Origin of the sequence: Arthrobacter burdickii, assembly GCF_030433645.1 — a bacterium.
Lineage (GTDB): Bacteria > Actinomycetota > Actinomycetes > Actinomycetales > Micrococcaceae > Arthrobacter_D > Arthrobacter_D burdickii.
The window spans coordinates 933,909-949,382 of sequence record NZ_JAROCG010000001.1 but is presented as its reverse complement, the minus strand read 5'-3'; the positions used below and the strand labels follow the sequence as shown (position 1 = coordinate 949,382).

Annotated in this window: 17 protein-coding genes; 5 read left to right on the top strand and 12 right to left on the bottom strand. The window is 69.5% G+C overall.

Annotated elements, in window-relative coordinates:
• Positions 1 to 55: 55 nt before the first annotated feature.
• Both P5G52_RS04415 and P5G52_RS04410 read right to left on the bottom strand, forming a co-directional pair.
• The gene (locus P5G52_RS04415) at positions 56 to 898 is read right to left on the bottom strand and encodes a DUF1206 domain-containing protein (protein WP_301225039.1); all 843 of its coding nucleotides are present in this window, start codon (positions 896 to 898) and stop codon (positions 56 to 58) included.
• Between the two features lie 163 nt (positions 899 to 1,061).
• Positions 1,062 to 1,325: a hypothetical protein gene (locus P5G52_RS04410; protein WP_301225037.1), complete on the bottom strand. Its 264-nt coding sequence runs from the start codon at positions 1,323 to 1,325 to the stop codon at positions 1,062 to 1,064.
• A 147-nt stretch (positions 1,326 to 1,472) separates the two neighbouring features.
• Between P5G52_RS04410 and P5G52_RS04405 the strand changes: the two genes are divergently transcribed.
• Positions 1,473 to 1,895, top strand: a complete 423-nt coding sequence (locus tag P5G52_RS04405; RefSeq protein ID WP_301225035.1) for a helix-turn-helix domain-containing protein — start codon at positions 1,473 to 1,475, stop codon at positions 1,893 to 1,895.
• Here the strand turns inward: P5G52_RS04405 and P5G52_RS04400 are convergent.
• Complete coding sequence (locus P5G52_RS04400; protein WP_301225033.1) at positions 1,892 to 3,214, bottom strand: PucR family transcriptional regulator; 1,323 nt, start codon at positions 3,212 to 3,214, stop codon at positions 1,892 to 1,894. The two genes, P5G52_RS04405 and P5G52_RS04400, sit on opposite strands and share 4 nt — an antisense overlap.
• A 263-nt stretch (positions 3,215 to 3,477) precedes the next feature.
• Here P5G52_RS04400 and ald point away from each other — a divergent pair, with 263 nt between their 5' ends.
• Positions 3,478 to 4,590 carry an alanine dehydrogenase gene (gene ald, locus P5G52_RS04395; protein ID WP_301228644.1) on the top strand — a complete coding sequence of 371 codons (1,113 nt, stop codon included), beginning with the start codon at positions 3,478 to 3,480 and terminating at the stop codon, positions 4,588 to 4,590.
• A gap of 7 nt (positions 4,591 to 4,597) precedes the next feature.
• Here ald and P5G52_RS04390 read toward each other — a convergent pair whose 3' ends face one another.
• Positions 4,598 to 5,659, bottom strand: a complete 1,062-nt coding sequence (locus P5G52_RS04390) for a Gfo/Idh/MocA family protein (RefSeq protein WP_301225031.1) — start codon at positions 5,657 to 5,659, stop codon at positions 4,598 to 4,600.
• 69 nt (positions 5,660 to 5,728) lie between these two features.
• A complete protein-coding gene (locus P5G52_RS04385; protein WP_301225029.1) occupies positions 5,729 to 6,334 on the bottom strand; it encodes a TetR/AcrR family transcriptional regulator in 606 nt (201 codons plus the stop codon).
• A gap of 114 nt (positions 6,335 to 6,448) precedes the next feature.
• On the opposite strand from P5G52_RS04385, the gene P5G52_RS04380 reads away from it, so the two are divergent.
• A complete protein-coding gene (locus P5G52_RS04380) occupies positions 6,449 to 7,009 on the top strand; it encodes an NAD(P)H-dependent oxidoreductase (protein WP_301225028.1) in 561 nt (186 codons plus the stop codon).
• A gap of 145 nt (positions 7,010 to 7,154) precedes the next feature.
• Here the strand turns inward: P5G52_RS04380 and P5G52_RS04375 are convergent, their stop codons facing one another.
• The 3 genes from P5G52_RS04375 to P5G52_RS04365 all read right to left on the bottom strand — a co-directional run bounded on the left by P5G52_RS04375 (position 7,155) and on the right by P5G52_RS04365 (position 8,568).
• On the bottom strand, positions 7,155 to 7,346 hold the full coding sequence (locus P5G52_RS04375) for a hypothetical protein (protein ID WP_301225027.1): 192 nt from the start codon (positions 7,344 to 7,346) through the stop codon (positions 7,155 to 7,157).
• Positions 7,343 to 8,344, bottom strand: a complete 1,002-nt coding sequence (locus P5G52_RS04370) for a lantibiotic dehydratase C-terminal domain-containing protein (protein ID WP_301225025.1) — start codon at positions 8,342 to 8,344, stop codon at positions 7,343 to 7,345. The genes P5G52_RS04375 and P5G52_RS04370 overlap by 4 nt, the downstream gene beginning before the upstream one ends.
• A gap of 83 nt (positions 8,345 to 8,427) precedes the next feature.
• Complete coding sequence (locus P5G52_RS04365) at positions 8,428 to 8,568, bottom strand: hypothetical protein (RefSeq protein ID WP_301225023.1); 141 nt, start codon at positions 8,566 to 8,568, stop codon at positions 8,428 to 8,430.
• A 367-nt stretch (positions 8,569 to 8,935) separates the two neighbouring features.
• Here P5G52_RS04365 and P5G52_RS04360 point away from each other — a divergent pair, with 367 nt between their 5' ends.
• Together P5G52_RS04360 and P5G52_RS04355 are read left to right on the top strand one after the other, a co-directional pair.
• Complete coding sequence (locus P5G52_RS04360) at positions 8,936 to 9,904, top strand: helix-turn-helix transcriptional regulator (protein WP_301225021.1); 969 nt, start codon at positions 8,936 to 8,938, stop codon at positions 9,902 to 9,904.
• An 83-nt stretch (positions 9,905 to 9,987) separates the two neighbouring features.
• Positions 9,988 to 11,280 carry an aminotransferase-like domain-containing protein gene (locus P5G52_RS04355; protein ID WP_301225019.1) on the top strand — a complete coding sequence of 431 codons (1,293 nt, stop codon included), beginning with the start codon at positions 9,988 to 9,990 and terminating at the stop codon, positions 11,278 to 11,280.
• 60 nt (positions 11,281 to 11,340) lie between these two features.
• Here P5G52_RS04355 and P5G52_RS04350 read toward each other — a convergent pair whose 3' ends face one another.
• Genes P5G52_RS04350 through pdhA form a run of 4 tightly spaced genes read right to left on the bottom strand, consistent with a single transcriptional unit; the run spans position 11,341 to position 15,368 of the window.
• The gene (locus P5G52_RS04350) at positions 11,341 to 11,589 is read right to left on the bottom strand and encodes a hypothetical protein (RefSeq protein ID WP_301225017.1); all 249 of its coding nucleotides are present in this window, start codon (positions 11,587 to 11,589) and stop codon (positions 11,341 to 11,343) included.
• A gap of 9 nt (positions 11,590 to 11,598) precedes the next feature.
• A complete protein-coding gene (locus tag P5G52_RS04345) occupies positions 11,599 to 13,164 on the bottom strand; it encodes a dihydrolipoamide acetyltransferase family protein (protein ID WP_301225015.1) in 1,566 nt (521 codons plus the stop codon).
• A 9-nt stretch (positions 13,165 to 13,173) separates the two neighbouring features.
• Positions 13,174 to 14,148 carry an alpha-ketoacid dehydrogenase subunit beta gene (locus P5G52_RS04340; RefSeq protein ID WP_301225013.1) on the bottom strand — a complete coding sequence of 325 codons (975 nt, stop codon included), beginning with the start codon at positions 14,146 to 14,148 and terminating at the stop codon, positions 13,174 to 13,176.
• Complete coding sequence (gene pdhA, locus P5G52_RS04335; RefSeq protein ID WP_301225011.1) at positions 14,148 to 15,368, bottom strand: pyruvate dehydrogenase (acetyl-transferring) E1 component subunit alpha; 1,221 nt, start codon at positions 15,366 to 15,368, stop codon at positions 14,148 to 14,150. Before pdhA ends, P5G52_RS04340 begins: the two co-directional genes overlap by 1 nt.
• Between the last annotated feature and the right edge of the window lie 106 nt (positions 15,369 to 15,474).

The window sequence follows — 15,474 nt, the reverse complement described above, 5'->3', positions numbered from 1 at the left end:
GTGAAGCGGCCGCGGGTGAGACCTTTCAGGGGGTCTCGCGTGCGGCCGCGCGGCGTCACATGCGGCCGAAGATGGAGCGGATCACCGCGAAGATCCCGTAGCAGATCAGGCCGACCGCGATCGCCGTCAGGACGTAGACGCCCATCGGGTGGTACTGGAGCGCCTTGAGGCTGCCGTCCAGCCCGGTCGATTCCTGCGGATTGCGGTCCAGTCCGGCAAGAACGAACAGGCTGCCCACGAGGAGCAGCGCGAGCCCCTTGGCCACGTGCCCCACGACGCCGATGACCTCGATGACCCGCCCCCGGTGCGTGTCCTCGAACTTCCTGAGTTCGGGCCGGAAGCCGCGGCGCATGCCCTTGACCACGAAGTGCACCCCGATCCCGAGGACGACGCCTGCCGCGACGAACACGAGGAGGGCCCCGAAGTTCGAGGTCATGAGGGACCTTGTGAAGTCGACGGTGGACTCCGAGGAGTCGGGGCCGTCGCCGAGTGCGAAGCGCGCGAACGTGCCGGCCATGGACCCGTAGATGAGGACGAGCGAACCGGAGGAGATGTGCTTGCCGATCCGCTTCCCGGTGGGGAGATGCCGCGCGCGCAGTGTCGCTTCACTGAACTGCCACAGCGCCAGGCCGGCGCAGCCGATCGCGGAGACCCACAGGATCGGTGTTCCGAACTGGCCCTCGGCGACCTCCTCGAGCGCGCCTGTCGGCTCGGCCTCACCGTTGCCGCCGAAAGCGAGGCGCAGTGCGATGGCGCCGATCAGGACGTGCACCAGTGCGAGCGCCGCGAACCCCAGCCGCGCCGTGACATCGAGCGCACGCGTGTCGGAGACCTGCTCGATGACGTCCGCGGCCCGGCTCGGCAGGCTCTGCGGGTCCGCGCTGCTGTCCGTCGTCACTGCGTCATCCTCCCGGTGCCGTCGTCCAGGCGCCGTTCCTCGCGAGGACGGTCGCCGCGGTAGTTGCTCAAGCATAGGAGAGCACGCGGGGACGCGGGTATCCCATCCGCGGGCTTGCGCCGGTGGACCTGGAGTGAATTCCTGCTACCGATCGGCCAGGGGCTCAGCTGTACCAGAACCACTGGGGCGGGCGCCATGATGCCGGAACCGTATGGGCATTGAAGGTGCCGCACTCGGAACAGGTGTAGCTCGCGCTTGCCGCGATCAGGTCGCTGGAGTGGTCCGCCTGCCGTGCGGGGACGAATTCCTCGAAGATCAGGTACTCGTCGGTTCCGCACCGGGGGCAGGATGGTGCCTCACCCGTATCCATCTGGAGGAAGGAGGAGCCGCTCGTGCGCAGGCTCCGCCCGGAATCGATTGTTGTCATGACACTCACCGTTTCAGTCTTGCAACCGACGCTGGAAGCAAGTAGTAAGGGTACTTGTATCCAAGAATATAGCCGCCCGTTTCTCGGAAGCGAAGGCCCCGTGCTGCCCCTGGGGATGCCGCGCCCGCCGGCTGGCACAATGTCCCTATGACGGCCAGGGCCCCGAGATCCGCAGCAGCACTCCCACCCGAGCAGGCGGGCCCCCTGCGGCGTGCCCTCACCGACAGTGCCGACGTGACGGTCTTCGTGGACGGCACCGCCCACCGGCTTCCCCCCGAGGCGCAGGCCGCCGTCGTCGACCTCCTCGCCCGGTTGTCCGACGGAGACGCCATCCAGGTGACCTCGGTGGCCGAGCTGCTGACGACATCCCAGGCGGCCGAACTCGCCGGGATCTCGCACAGCTACCTGCGCAAGCTCACGGATGCAGGCACCCTCCCCGTCGAATACCGCGGCTCGCACCGGCGTCTGCGGAGGTCGGACGTCGAGGAGTGGCTCCGCAGCCAGTTGCGGCGCACCGATCCGTCCGCCCCACCCGCTGCCCGGGAGCCGGAGGATCCGGCCGCGTCCTAGGACTGCTCGAAGCGCGGGCGGGACCGCCAGCGCCGGGCCTTCAGCGCGAGGTGCAGTTCCAGCCGCACCATGCCGCCGAGCGGATCGGCGCCGATGAGCGACCGGATCCGCGCCAGCCGGTTGTACACGGAGCTGCGGTGCAGGTGGAGCTGCACCGCGACATCCTGCACCGAGCCGTTCTTGTCGTACAGCAGTTCGAGGACCGGCAGGAGCTCGCCCACGCGGTCGGCGTCGCTCAACTCCCCGAAGTGCACGCTGCCCTGCGCGGGCGCCTGCCAGCCCACGGAGCCGAGGAACTGGTAGACGCCGATCTCCGCATAGGAGGACACGTCGCCGAGCTGCGGGTCCACCGCAGCCGCCTGCACGGTGTGCTGCGCCTGGGAGAAGGTATCGGCAAGGCCCCGGAGATCAGCTGCGGGTTCGCCGAGCCCGAGCACCACGCGCCCGGCGGGACGCCCCGCCCGCTTGGACACCTCGTCGCGGTACCTGTCGAGGACCTCCTGCAGGGCCCTCCGCCCGATGTCCGGGCTGCACAGCAGGACGGCGAAGGTGGAGGCTCCGGCGCTGAACAGGACGGGTGCGACGCCGACGGTCGCCTGGAGCGCGAGGGTCCGCTGAAGGAGGGCGGCCTCGTGCGGATCGTAGCCCTCGCCCCCCGCCGGCTCCGTCCGCCCGGGGGTCGCCCTTTCCACCCGGGAGCCGGGCGCGGACCCCCTGGTCGTTCCTCCTGGCGCCGCCGTCGTCGGCCTATCCGGCCCCGCACCGGTCAGCTCGTGCACCACCGCCACGCGCCAGGGCCCGCCGCCGAGTTCACGCCAGCCCCGCAGTTCCTCGACGGCAGCAGCGACACCGCGGCAGGCCGCCAGGAACGTGGCCTCACGCTGCGTCCGCCGCTCGGAGGACGCGGTGTCCGTCTCGAGGAGCAGTTCGGCGAGGCGGTCGATAGTCGGCCGGACCGCCGGCAGGGCCGCCAGGATGCCGGACGCCGGATCGTCGTCGGATTGCTGCTGTACCCACAGGTAGCCCACCCGGAAACCGCGCACCAGCAGTGGGACGCACACGCGCCCCAGCATCCCGAGCTCCTCGTTCGCCGGTACGGCTACGGCGCGGACGGCCCGCGCGATCCCGTGGCGGAGCTGCCATTCGCTCACGTCCGCGGGGACCTTCTTGCTCAGCAGGAAATTGACCCTCACGCGGTCGGCCGAGGTCTGGTGGCTGCTGTAGGCGAGGAGCGCGCCGTCGGGGTCCTCGAGGGAGAGTCCGCGCCCGAGCTTCTGCGCGATCGATTCGACGACGTCCTCGATGGCCTGGTTCTGCACAGCCCCACAGTAGACGGGCGGCACGATCCGGACGACATCTGCCGCTCCCGAACTCGACATCTGTCGATAGCGGCGGGAGGGAACGGGTGCTAGTGGTCCAGCTCACAGGGTACGAGGGTCGCGGAATGACGGGCACAAGCTTCCGTGGAACCAGGCAGGGCCTGCGCAAGGGTGCCGCTCGTTCGTCGGGGAACCGCCGCGGGCTTGAGGTCCTGTCCCTATTCTGGACCTACCCCGCCCATCCCGATCCCGTGGAGAACCCAATGATCATCGGCGTCCCCAAAGAAGTGAAGAACAACGAGTTCCGCGTCGCCATCACCGCATCCGGCGTCCACGAGTTCACCGCGCACGGGCACACCGTGCTGGTCGAGCGGGGAGCAGGCGTCGGCTCCACCATCACCGACGCGGAGTACGAGGCCGCGGGCGCGGAGATCGTCGACGCCGCCGATGACGTCTGGGCGCGCGCGCACATGGTCCTGAAGGTCAAGGAGCCCGTCGCCGCCGAGTACCACCGGTTCCGGAAGGGGCTCATCCTCTTCACCTACCTCCACCTGGCAGCGGAGCCCGCGCTGACCCGGGCGCTGCTCGATGCCGGGGTGACGGCCATCGCCTACGAGACCGTCCAGGACGGACGGACGCTGCCGCTGCTCGCCCCGATGTCCGAGGTGGCCGGCCGGCTCTCCGTGCAGGTGGGCGCCCAGGTGATGACCGCCCCCGCCGGTGGTCCCGGACTGCTGCTCGGCGGCGTCGCAGGTGTCCGCCCCGCCAAGGTGGTCGTGCTCGGAGCCGGCGTCGCCGGCACCAACGCGACCGCGATGGCCGTCGGCACGGGCGCGGAGGTCACGATCCTCGACATCAACATCGCGCGGCTCCGCGAGCTCGATGCCCTGTACTCGGGCCGCATCAAGACCGTCGCATCGAACTCCCTCGAGATCGAGAAGTCCGTGCTCGAGGCCGACCTCGTCATCGGTTCCGTCCTCATCCCGGGAGCACGGGCGCCGAAGCTCGTGACCAACGCGCTCGTGGCCCGCATGAAGCCCGGCAGCGTGCTCGTGGACATCGCGGTGGACCAGGGCGGATGCTTCGAGGACTCCCGCGTCACCACGCATGAGGACCCCACCTTCACCGTGCACGGGTCACTGTTCTACTGTGTGGGCAACATGCCGGGGGCCGTTCCCAACACCTCGACCTACGCCCTGACCAACGTGACCCTCCGCTACGCCGTCGCGCTCGCGGACAAGGGTGTCCGCGGCGCCTTCGAGGCCGACCCGGCGCTCGCCCGTGGACTGAACGTCGCGTCGGGCACGGTCGCGCACCACTCCGTATCGGAGGCGCACGGCCTCGACCTGGTCGAGGACTGGCGGGCGCTGGTCTAGCGCCGCCTCACCGCGTCCTGCGCGCGGGGAAGGCCGTGTGGACCTGTTCGATGATGCGCACGACCGCGAGCGCATCCTCCGTCGACACCGGCGCCGGGCCGGATCCCCGGATGGCCGCGGCAACACCGGCGTAGAACCCGGTGTAGGTGCCCGGCCCGACGGCGAACGGCTCGGCGTGCCCGTTCCGCACCAGGAGCCCGCGCGCGAGGTCCGCATCATCCGCGGCCCTGCCCGGGATATCGCCCGGCAGCACCCCTGCCGCGAGGAGTTCTTCCTGCGGATCGGTGCCGGTGACGGTCAGTGCTGCGGCCTCGCCCGTTACCCGGAAGCGGGGGCGGGCCAGGGGGACGAGGGTCCCCGCATGGAGGTGGCTCGTGATCCCGTCGCGATGCTGGAGCACGAGGAAGAAGGCGTCGTCGGCCCGGGCGCCCTCGCGGTCCATCCGGAGGTCGGCGAACACCGGGACGGCGGGGCCGAACAGGGTGAGGGCCTGGTCGATCAGGTGCGGGCCGAGGTCGTAGAGGACTCCCCCGCCGTCCCCGGCCCCCGCCTCCCGCTTCCACTGCTTCGTGATGGACGGCTTCCAGGATTCCAGGGCGGATTCGAAGATCCGGATCCTGCCCAGGGAGCCCGGCTCCACCATCGACCGCACGGCCAGGAAGTCCCCGTCCCACCGCCGGTTGTGGAACGGCACGAGGAGGCGGTCCGCCGCACGCGCCGCGGAGATCAGGCGCTCGCCGTCGTCGGACCGCACCACGAAGGGCTTGTCGGCCACGACGTGCAGCCCCCTGCCGATCGCCTCTCCGGCCAGCGGTGCGTGGGTCGGGTTGGGCGTGCTGAGAACGGCCAGGTCCAGGTCCGGCACCGCCTGTAGCGCTTCGTGCAGGGTTCCGACGACGACCGCGTGCGGATAGGCCGCCCGGGCGGCCTGCCGTCGGTCCGGACTGGGAGTCACGACGACGGCGAGGTCGAAGCGCGGATCGTGCTCGATGAGCGGAGCGTGGAAGACGCGGCCGCCGTGCCCGAATCCCACCAGTACGGTCCTGATGGGCCTGTCATGCGCCGTCATCGTCGTCCACCTCGCTCCACCGCCGGAGGTTCTCCCGGGCCGCCCCGAGTGTACAAGGGCGCCTGGCCCCTACCGCCGGGCGGCCGTTGCGAGCGCGGTGACGAGGACGCTCCACGAGGCAGTGAGGCGGGCGTTGGTCATGCCGCGGTTCTCCTGCAGGTGCAGCAGGAGTCCGGCATTGAGGAAGGCAGCCAGCTGGTACGCGGCAAGCTCCGGATCCTGCACACCGGCCTCCCGCAGCAGCATGGACAGGTGCAGCCGGGTGAGCCGCTGCGTCGGGTGCTCGAGGTCCGGACCGCCCCGCTGCTCGGCCGCCCGGAGGATCTGCCCGTCCAGGCGCATCCTCCCGATGCTCGCCTCACCGAAGGCGATGAGGCGATCGAGCGGCGGCGCACCGGGACCCAGAGGAGGCGGACCGGCCATGAACGCAGTCTGGAAGGAGCGGCCGGCCTCGTCGGCGAGGGCGTGCAGCAGGCCCGCCCGATTGCCGAACCGCCGGTACACGGTCCCCTTGCCGACACCCGCACGACGCGCCACCGCGTCGGTGGTCAGCTTGTCCGGGCCGCAGGTGGCGACGATCTCGGCCGCGGCGTCGAGGAGGAGACGGCGGTTGCGCGCCGCATCCATGCGCTCCCCGTCGTCTCCCGGAATCCGGATCATCTCCCCGCCCTGCATGCCGCAACTATAGCCACGGAATAAAGCGGACCGCGGTCCGCTTGTACGGTACAGACGCCTCAGCTGCGTTCCCCTTCAGCCTGACCGCGAGGTCACATACCCCTGGGAGTACAGATGTCCACCACGATCCTGACCCTCGTCGGCAGCCTGCGCGAGGGCTCCATCAACCGCCAGCTCGCCGAAGCGGCGGCGGAGCACGCTCCCGACGCCGTCGACGTCGTCACCTTCGACGCCCTCAGCGAGGTCCCGTTCTACAACGAGGACATCGACAACGACGCCGACCGCCCGAAGGCGGCCGACGATCTCCGCGCCGCCGCTGCCGGCGCCGACGCCCTCCTGCTCGTCTCCCCCGAGTACAACGGCACCATGCCCGCCGTCCTGAAGAACGCCATCGACTGGCTGTCCCGCCCGTACGGAGCCGGTGCCATCTCGAGCAAGCCCGCGGCCGTCATCGGTTCGGCCTTCGGCCAGTACGGCGGAGTCTGGGCCCACGACGAGGCCCGCCGCGCCCTGGCGGTCGCCGGTGCCTCGGTCGTCGAGGACGCCAAGCTGTCCATCGGCGGTTCCATCACGCGCTTCGCCGAACTGCACCCGAAGGACGACTCGGAGGTCGCCGGCCAGGTGACCGAGGTGCTCTCCGCCCTCGCCGGGGCAACCGCACCCGTCGCGGCCTGATCCACGTTCCCCGACAGGGCTGACGCGGCAGGACTCCCGCAGCAGGACCACACGACAGGACGCCGGCGCATCCCGCGCCGGCGTCCTGTCGTTTCTGGTGCCCGTCCGTCTCCTGTGCTTCTTCCTGCCTGCTGTTGCGGTCCGGTCAGTGCCAGAGGCTGTCGGCCCAGGCGGCGTCGCGCAGGTAGTCCCTGGCCGGGCCGATCTCCCAGAGCTGGCCCTGGGACTCGAGGACGCCGTCGTTCTGCATGGATTCGACGGCCTCCGAGGAACACCCGAGGGCGTCCGAGAGGTCGGCATCGTCAAGTGCCAGCACGATGGTGTTCCTGGAGTTCATGGTGCAGTCCTTTCGCTCGAGAGGTTTCGACGGGCCGATGGAGCGGTACGTGGTCTGGCGAGCTCGGTCTGCGGTTGCCAGGTCCGTGCGTAGAGCCCCAGGGCAGCTTCCTCCCGGGCGACGAAACCGAGCCGGTTGAGTGCCATGTGCGCCTGGTACACGGTGAGATGCTGAGCACTGCGGCTGACGTGGACCTTGTCCGCGCGGTACAGGTAGGTGTCGAGGGACCGGACCCACCGGCGCCGCCAGTTGTGCACGGTGGACTCCGCGGCCGTCGCGGCCATCAGGGCGTGGAAGCCTGTCGACTTGGTGGCGACCCGCAGGGTCATCGCCTCGCGGACGCCCGAGGCGCGGGGGCCGACGTCGGCGGTGCAGGTCCGGAGGTGGCCGTCCCAGTAGGCATCCCAGGAGAGCCGGTGGCGGTCGGGCCACGTGGCCGAGTGCGGTCCGCGCATCATGCTGTCCGCGGCGTCGAACAGGAGAAGCGCACCGAGGGCGGAGCGGCTCTGCATACGGGGAAAGCGCGCGGTGGCCCACAGCGCGAGTTCCGAACTGAGTTCGAAGACTTCCTCGGCGAGGTGCAGGCCCTCCACGCCGCCGTACTTGACGAGGTCCGCCTCGAGCTGCGGATCAGCCATCTCCTGGCCGCCGGAGTAATAGGTGTTGCTCACCGGGGCCGTGAACTGCTGGCGGACCGCCAGCAGGGGGAATTTCCCTCCGCTGCTTGCCTGGAGTGCCCGCTGGAAGGCCTGTAGCCGTTCGAGGACACGGGGGTGTGCGTGGATGCTGAGCCGAACCTGGCCGGTGGGCGCGTCGTCCATCCGGGTGAAATACCAGCGCTTGGCGCCGAGTGCCTGGGCCTGCGCCACCAGCGGGGTAACCAGCTCTTCGATGATGCCGTCCGCTACATCGAAGCCACCCGTCGAGAGGGAGAGATGCCACCATTGAGTGCTGACGACCATTCGTGAGGCGGTTCGAACGGCGGTCAACTGGCTCATGGCTCTCTCCTTCAGGGTCTGTGATTACCCCCGCTGGGGCGGGCTCTGGGTGGGGCCTCCGGGCTCTAGTCCGGGGCCTCCTGTTACTTGGGCCAGTCCCAGCTACTCGCTGCGACCTCACCCTTGGGCCAATCCCAGCTTGTTGCGCTGATCGACTGGCCCGCCGGCGCAACAGCCCCGACCAGGATCATCAGGCCCGCAGTTGCGCCGAGTACCTTTTTCATCGCGATCCTTTCCTGCCCGCTTTCCGGGCGGTCGAGCTGCTCCTGCACCGCAGTGCCCGGATCCTGCGGGAGACCCCTCTCGTGCCTCCCTGTGAACCGGCTTCACCAGAATGTCCGGCTCGTGCAGGTAGTGTCCAGCAGTACGGATGGCCGTTTGTGGACATGGCGTCAAGAGGACTCGGCTCCGCTGTCCGGGCCGGCGGTGAACCGCTTTCCGCCCCGGAAATCTGCCGAACGGCGGGGATTATGAGGATTTGCGACCTGCCGGAATTGCCTGTCACTCTGATCTGTCATTAACTGGACATGTCATGTTTTTTCCTGCGCAATGATGCCGCTGGCATCACAGCGGCCCGGACAAGGACTGCCCATGCTGGACGCGACGTCGCTCGAGGTCTACCGGTACGCCGTCGGACACCCCGGCTGGACCCGCTCCGAAGCCTCGGATGCGCTGGGCCTGACCCTGCGCCGCATCGACCAGGCCATCGCCGCCCTCTCCGACCGCCGCCTGCTCAGCCCGCAGGCCGGCAGCGCGGCGGGACTGGTCGCGGTGTCCCCCGACGTCGCACTCGCCGACCTCGTCGACGCGGACGAGCGTGCCATGCAGGAACTGAAGTCACGCATCAGCGGCCAGCGGCGTGAACTCTCCAGCCTCCTGCCCACGTTCCTCGAAGCGCGGAAGAACGTGCTCGCCAGCACCTCCGTGGAGACGCTCGAGGACCCCCACCTCATCCACCGGGTCCTCATCGACTACGGGCGGGACGTCACGGAGAAGGTCTACATAGCCCAGCCGGGACAGGGCTCGACGGCGGACGTCCACGAGGAGAGCGTCCGCAAGGACCTGGAACTGCTGGAGAACGGCGTACGACGGCGCACCCTCTACGACACGAGCACGCGGGACCACGTGCCGACCCGCAAGGCCGTGGAGGCGATCGCGGCCGGGGGCGGCGAATTCGGCGTCCTGCCCTTCATCCCCCTGCGCATGCTCATCTTCGACGACAAGCTGGCCCTGGTGGCACGCCAGCTGACGCGGGACGACAAGGCAGCCCTGGTCATTCGGGACCACAGCCTGATCAACATCTTCACGCAGCTGTTCGACATCGCCTGGGAGCTCAGCGAATCCTTCCTCGCTCCCGACCAGGTCGGGTCGCCCCTGAGCAGCCTGCAGCGCTCGATCATCCAGGGCCTGGCCAACGGCCTGTCCGACGAGTCGATCGCCCGGCGCCTGGATATCAACGTGCGGACCTGCCGCCGACACATCGCCTGGATGCTGGAGACGCTCCGCGCGGAGAGCCGGTTCCAGGCCGCCCTGAAGGCCCGCGAGGCGGGCTGGGTCTGAGCGGGGGCTTCCCGGAGAGGCGGACCTGTCGCGCGTAGTCAACAGCTGTTGCCTGTTGGTGAACCCGCGCCTAGAATCGCGGGATGTCCTCCAGTGAAGCCTCCGCAGACCTCCTGCCCGCCGAGACCGAAGCAGCTCTCGAACGGGCAGTCGATTCGCACAACCGCCACGAGCAGCTCTTCTCGGTACGGGCGGCGAACATCAAGCAGTCCGCCGTCCGCGACGTCTTCGACATCTCGATCCGCCCCGGGCTCGTCTCCCTGGCAGGCGGCAGCCCGTACCTGAAGTCCCTGCCGCTCGAGGATCTCGGCCGCACGGCCCAGACGATCATTGCGGAGCACGGCCTCGAGGCGCTGCAGTACGGCGGCGGGCAGGGCATGGAGCAGCTCCGTGAACTCGTCTGCGAGGTCATGGCGGCAGAGGGCATCGAGGGGGCCGACCCCGACGACATCGTGATCACCACGGGGTCGCAATCCGCCCAGGACGTCGCTGCCAAGGTCTTCTGCAATCCGGGGGACGTCATCCTCTGCGAGGACCCGACCTATGTGGGGGCGCTTAACACCTTCGAGGCGTACGAGGTGGACGTCGTCGCGGTCCCCATGGACGACGACGGCCTGATCCCCGACGAGCTCGAGCGCACCATCACGGCGCTCGAGGCGCAGGGACGGGCGATCAAGGTGCTCTACACGATCCCCAGCTTCAACAACCCGAGCGGCATCACCATGGCCGCGGACCGCCGGCAGCGCGTGGTCGACATCTGCCGCGCGCACAACATCCTCGTCCTCGAGGACAACCCCTACGGCATGCTGCGCTTCGACGGCGAGCCGCTGAGGCCCATGCGTGCGGACAACCCCCACGACGTCATCTACCTCGGCTCCTTCTCGAAGATCTTCGCGCCCGGCGTGAGGCTCGGCTGGGCCCTGGTGCCCAAGCACCTCTACCGCCGGTTCTACCTGGCCTGCGAGGCCGTGGTGCTCTGCCCGTCCCCCCTCACGCAGATGCTGGTGACCGCCTACCTCACCGAGTACGACTGGCGCGGGCACCTGCACACCATGCGCAGCCTGTACCGCGAGCGGTGCGACGCCATGCTCGGCGCCCTGGCCGAGGAACTGCCGGAGGGGGTCCACTGGACCACGCCCGACGGCGGATTCTTCGTCTGGGTCACCCTTCCCGAGGGCATCGACACCTATCCCCTGCTATACAAGGCGATCGACGCCGGCGTGGTCTTCATCCCCGGAGCCGCCTTCACCCCGTCGGACGAGCCGTCCAACAAGCTGCGCCTCGCCTTCAGTGCCGTGGCGCCCGAGGACATCGTCGAGGGCGTCCGGCGCCTCGCACCGATCCTGCGGGCAGCGATCGAGGAGAACCTGGCCTGATTCGCGGGAAGCGGAGGCCCGGCGTGCGCGACGCCGCCGGGCCGTCCTGCCGCCGCGGCCTCAGCGGGGCGGCCGCTTCTGCTGGCGCAGTGTCACCCCGATGGAGATGAGGGCCGCGACGATCACGAGGATGGACAGCCGCGCCACCGCGTCCAGCCCCGGGAGGACCAGCTGCAGGATGCTGGAGGCGACGACGCCGATCACCAGGACGAGCAGGAGCCTGCTGAGGGGATAGCGCGCGCGGGGCCGGCGGCCCGGCCCTCCGCCTGTCCCTTTGCCTGTCCCCTCGCCGGGCAACTGCTGGTTCATGCGCCCACCCTAGTCGAGCAGCAGTGCGGGCTCCTCGAGGATGGAGGCGACGTCGGCCATGAAACGGGCACTGAGGTCGCCGTCCACCACACGGTGGTCGAACGAGCCGCCCAGGGTCGTGATCCAGCGGGGGATGACCTCGCCGTCGAGCACCCACGGCTTCTGCTTGATCGTGCCGAACGCAACGATCGCCACCTCGCCCGGGTTGATGATCGGCGTTCCGGTGTCGATGCCGAGTGCTCCGATGTTGGTGATGGTCAGCGTGCCGCCCTGCATCTGGGCCGGCTGCGTCTTGCCCGCCCTCGCCGTCGTCGCGAGGTCGTTCAGCGCCAGCGCCAGTTCCTTCAGGGACAGGTCCTGCGCGTCCTTGATGTTCGGGACCATGAGGCCGCGCGGGGTGGCGGCGGCGATGCCGAGGTTCATGAAGTGCTTCACATGGATTTCGTCCTCGGCCCAGGTGGCGTTGACCGACGGGTTGCGTGCCGCGGCCCAGATGACGGCCTTGGAGAGGATGAGCAGGGGCGAGACTCTAATGCCCTCGAAGTCGCGGGATGCCTTGAGCCGCTTCACGAACTCCATGGTCCGGGAGGCGTCGACGTCCACGAAGATGCTGACGTGGGGCGCCGTGAAGGCGCTCTGGACCATGGCCTTCGCCGTGGCCTTGCGGACGCCCTTCACCGGGATGCGCTCGATCCGCCCGCCGCCGAGGAGCTTGCGGTCCGCCCAGAAGGAATCGGCGCCGTCCTGCTCCGCGTCGCGCTGCGACTGGTAGCTCATGAGGTCCTGCTTCGTGACCTCCCCCGCGGATCCCGTGGCGGGGACGTCGGCGAGGTTGATGCCGAGGTCGCGCGCCGCCTTGCGGACCGGGGGCTTCGCCAGGACGCGGTTGATCAGCTGGTTGAGGGGATTGCTCCTCGCGGGCGTGTCCGCTTCCGCGGGCTGTCCGGCGGACGTGGCTGCCGGAGGATTCGCCGGGGGATTCGCCGCAGGGCTCGGCAGCTCCGGGCCGGCACCGGCTGCCGGCGCCTTCCGCGGCCGGCGCTTCACCGCGTCGGCCTTCGGTCCGGTGCCCACGAGAGGACCCGGGGCCGTCTCGGGTGCGGCTGCCGGCGGTTCGGATGCGTCGTCTCCCGGGCCGGCCGGGTGACCCGCCTCCAGCCCTCCGAGCTCGCCGGGCATGCCGGGCACCGGCAGCTCGCCGTCCGGCACGTGGGCTTGTGCCGGCGGCAGGTGGTCCACGCCGCCCTGCACCCCGTTTCCGGGTGCTTCCGCACCGTCCTGGGACCCGCGCGCGACGCCGTCCTGCCCGCTTCCAGCGTCGGGAGTGGCGTCCCCGGAGTCCTCGACGGAGATGATGGGCGTGCCGACCTCGATGGTCTCCCCCTCGGCCACGAGCAATTCGGCGACGGTCCCCGCGTAGGGGGAGGAGAGCTCGACGAGGGACTTGGCGGTCTCGATCTCGCAGATGACGTCGTTCACGGACACCGTAGCTCCGGGAGCCACCTTCCACTGCACGATCTCCGCCTCGGTGAGGCCCTCACCGACGTCGGGCAGGTTGAACGTATTGAGCGTCATGATGGTCCTTCAGTAAGCGAAGGCACGGTCGAGTGCCTCGAGGATGCGGTCGATGTCCGGCAGGTACTGTTCCTCCACACGGGCCACGGGGTAGGGCATGTGGAAGCCGCCCACGCGGATGACAGGCGATTCGAGGGACAGGAAGGCACGCTCGGAGATCCGCGCGGCGATCTCGCCGCCGATGCCGCCGAAGGTGGGTGCCTCGTGCGCGACGATCAGCCGACCGGTGCGCGTGACCGACTCCGTGACCGTGTCGAAGTCGATCGGCGAGATGGAACGGAGGTCGATGACCTCGATGCTCCGGCCGTCCTCATCAGCAGCTGCGGCGGCCGCGAGGGCCACGGGGACGAGCGGCCCGTAGGCGACGACGGTCGCGTCCGTCCCCCGGCGCAGGACATGGGCGGAGAACGGGTCCCCCGCGGGGGCGGACGTGTCCACCTCACCCTTGAGCCAGTAGCGTCGCTTGGGCTCGAAGACAATGACGGGGTCCTCGCAAGTGACGGCCTGCTGGATCATCCAGTAGGCGTCCTGGGGGTTCGACGGCGTGATGATCCGCAGTCCGGCCGTGTGCGCGAAGAGCGCCTCGGGGGACTCCGAGTGGTGCTCGACGCTGCCGATGCCGCCGCCGTACGGGATGCGGATGACGACGGGAGCGCTGAGCATGCCGTCGCTGCGGGTCCGCAGCTTGGCGAGCTGGGTGGTGATCTGGTTGAAGCCCGGGAAGACGAAGCCGTCGAACTGGATCTCGCAGATGGGGCGGTACCCGCGCAGGGCCAGGCCGATGGCCGTGCCGATGATGCCGGACTCGGCCAGCGGCGAGTCGACCACCCGCAGCGCCCCGAAGTCCTTCTTCAGGCCGTCCGTCACGCGGTACACGCCCCCGAGCTCCCCGATGTCCTCGCCCATCAGCAGGGTCTTCGGATCCGATGCGAGCGACGCCCGCAGTCCCTCGTTGATCGCCTTCGCGATCGTCATCGTCGCCATCAGGCGTGCTTCCCTTCATCGGCGAACCCGGCCTCGTATTCCTGGAAGAACCGCAGCTCCTCCTGGACGAGCGGATGCGGTTCTGCGTACACGCTGGCGAAACGGTCCGCGAGTTCCGGCGACGTCATCGACAGCACGGCCTGGCGCAGCTCCGTCGCCATGGCACGGGCCTCCGCGCCGAGCTCCTCGAAGAATGCATCATCCGCCATCCCGGCCGACCGGAGGTAGGACTCGAGCCGTGCCAGGGGGTCCCGCGGCTGCCACTCCTGCTCGTCGCGTGACAGCCTGTACTTGGTCGGGTCGTCCGCGGTCGTGTGGGCGCTCATGCGGTACGTGTAGGCCTCGATCAGGACCGGGCCCTGTCCGGACCGGGCATGCTCGAGGGCCCAGCGCGTGGCGGCCTCGACGGCGACCACGTCGTTGCCGTCGACGCGGATGCCCGGGAACCCGTAGCCCTCCGCCCGCTGGGCGAGGGGCACCCGGGTCTGGACGCTGGACGGGACGGAGATGGCCCACTGGTTGTTCTGGCAGAAGAACACGACGGGGGCGTTGAAGGACGCCGCGAACACCATCGACTCGTGGATGTCACCCTCGGAGCTCGCCCCGTCGCCGAAGTAGGCGATGGAAGCCGCCGGCGGCAGGGACGGGTCGGCGAGCTGGTCCCGCTGCATGCCCATCGCATAGCCGACGGCGTGCAGGGACTGCGCCGCGAGCACCAGCGTGTAGAGGTGGAAGTTCCGCTCGCGCGGATCCCAGCCGCCGTTGGTCACGCCCCTGAACAGGCGGAGGATATCCGGGAGTTCGACACCGCGCGTCAGGGCAACGCCGTGCTCCCGGTAGGTGGGGAAGGCGTAATCCTGCGGCTCGAGGGCACGACCGGACCCGATCTGCGCGGCCTCCTGCCCGGTGAGCGGCACCCAGAGGGCGAGCTGGCCCTGGCGCTGCAGGGCCGTGGACTCCTGATCGAAGCGACGGATCAGGAACATGTCCCGGTAGAGCGAGCGCAGGTGCGCTGCGTCGGAGGCCGAGAGGTACGGGGAGAAGTCGATGGTCCTGCCGGCGATCTCCGCCGTCAGCCCGCCGGCCATGGTCCCATCGGCCGAGAGGATCTGCAGCATCCCGGCGTCCGGCTCCTGCCGGGCGCCGAGGTCGGGGGAGTGCACGGCACGCCCGACTTCCTCGACCTCGAATTCCGCTGCCGGCAATCGGCTGCTGTTCATCCCTGCTCCTCACCCGACGCAGCACATTCCTTTCGAGGAATGTATGCTGTAAGCCATACACCGAAGAACATATGTCCCGGCGACGTACTGATCAAGACTAGTCAGC

Excerpts from the sequence above, each read along its gene's own strand:
- P5G52_RS04410 (WP_301225037.1), bottom strand. The coding sequence starts at position 1,325 with ATGACAACAATCGATTCCGGGCGGAGCCTGCGCACGAGCGGCTCCTCC.
- P5G52_RS04405 (WP_301225035.1), top strand. The coding sequence starts at position 1,473 with ATGACGGCCAGGGCCCCGAGATCCGCAGCAGCACTCCCACCCGAGCAG.
- ald (WP_301228644.1), top strand. The coding sequence starts at position 3,478 with ATGATCATCGGCGTCCCCAAAGAAGTGAAGAACAACGAGTTCCGCGTC.
- P5G52_RS04390 (WP_301225031.1), bottom strand. The coding sequence starts at position 5,659 with ATGACGGCGCATGACAGGCCCATCAGGACCGTACTGGTGGGATTCGGG.
- P5G52_RS04385 (WP_301225029.1), bottom strand. The coding sequence starts at position 6,334 with ATGCAGGGCGGGGAGATGATCCGGATTCCGGGAGACGACGGGGAGCGC.
- P5G52_RS04380 (WP_301225028.1), top strand. The coding sequence starts at position 6,449 with ATGTCCACCACGATCCTGACCCTCGTCGGCAGCCTGCGCGAGGGCTCC.
- P5G52_RS04375 (WP_301225027.1), bottom strand. The coding sequence starts at position 7,346 with ATGAACTCCAGGAACACCATCGTGCTGGCACTTGACGATGCCGACCTC.
- P5G52_RS04370 (WP_301225025.1), bottom strand. The coding sequence starts at position 8,344 with ATGAGCCAGTTGACCGCCGTTCGAACCGCCTCACGAATGGTCGTCAGC.
- P5G52_RS04365 (WP_301225023.1), bottom strand. The coding sequence starts at position 8,568 with ATGAAAAAGGTACTCGGCGCAACTGCGGGCCTGATGATCCTGGTCGGG.
- P5G52_RS04360 (WP_301225021.1), top strand. The coding sequence starts at position 8,936 with ATGCTGGACGCGACGTCGCTCGAGGTCTACCGGTACGCCGTCGGACAC.
- P5G52_RS04355 (WP_301225019.1), top strand. The coding sequence starts at position 9,988 with ATGTCCTCCAGTGAAGCCTCCGCAGACCTCCTGCCCGCCGAGACCGAA.
- P5G52_RS04350 (WP_301225017.1), bottom strand. The coding sequence starts at position 11,589 with ATGAACCAGCAGTTGCCCGGCGAGGGGACAGGCAAAGGGACAGGCGGA.
- P5G52_RS04345 (WP_301225015.1), bottom strand. The coding sequence starts at position 13,164 with ATGACGCTCAATACGTTCAACCTGCCCGACGTCGGTGAGGGCCTCACC.
- P5G52_RS04340 (WP_301225013.1), bottom strand. The coding sequence starts at position 14,148 with ATGGCGACGATGACGATCGCGAAGGCGATCAACGAGGGACTGCGGGCG.
- pdhA (WP_301225011.1), bottom strand. The coding sequence starts at position 15,368 with ATGAACAGCAGCCGATTGCCGGCAGCGGAATTCGAGGTCGAGGAAGTC.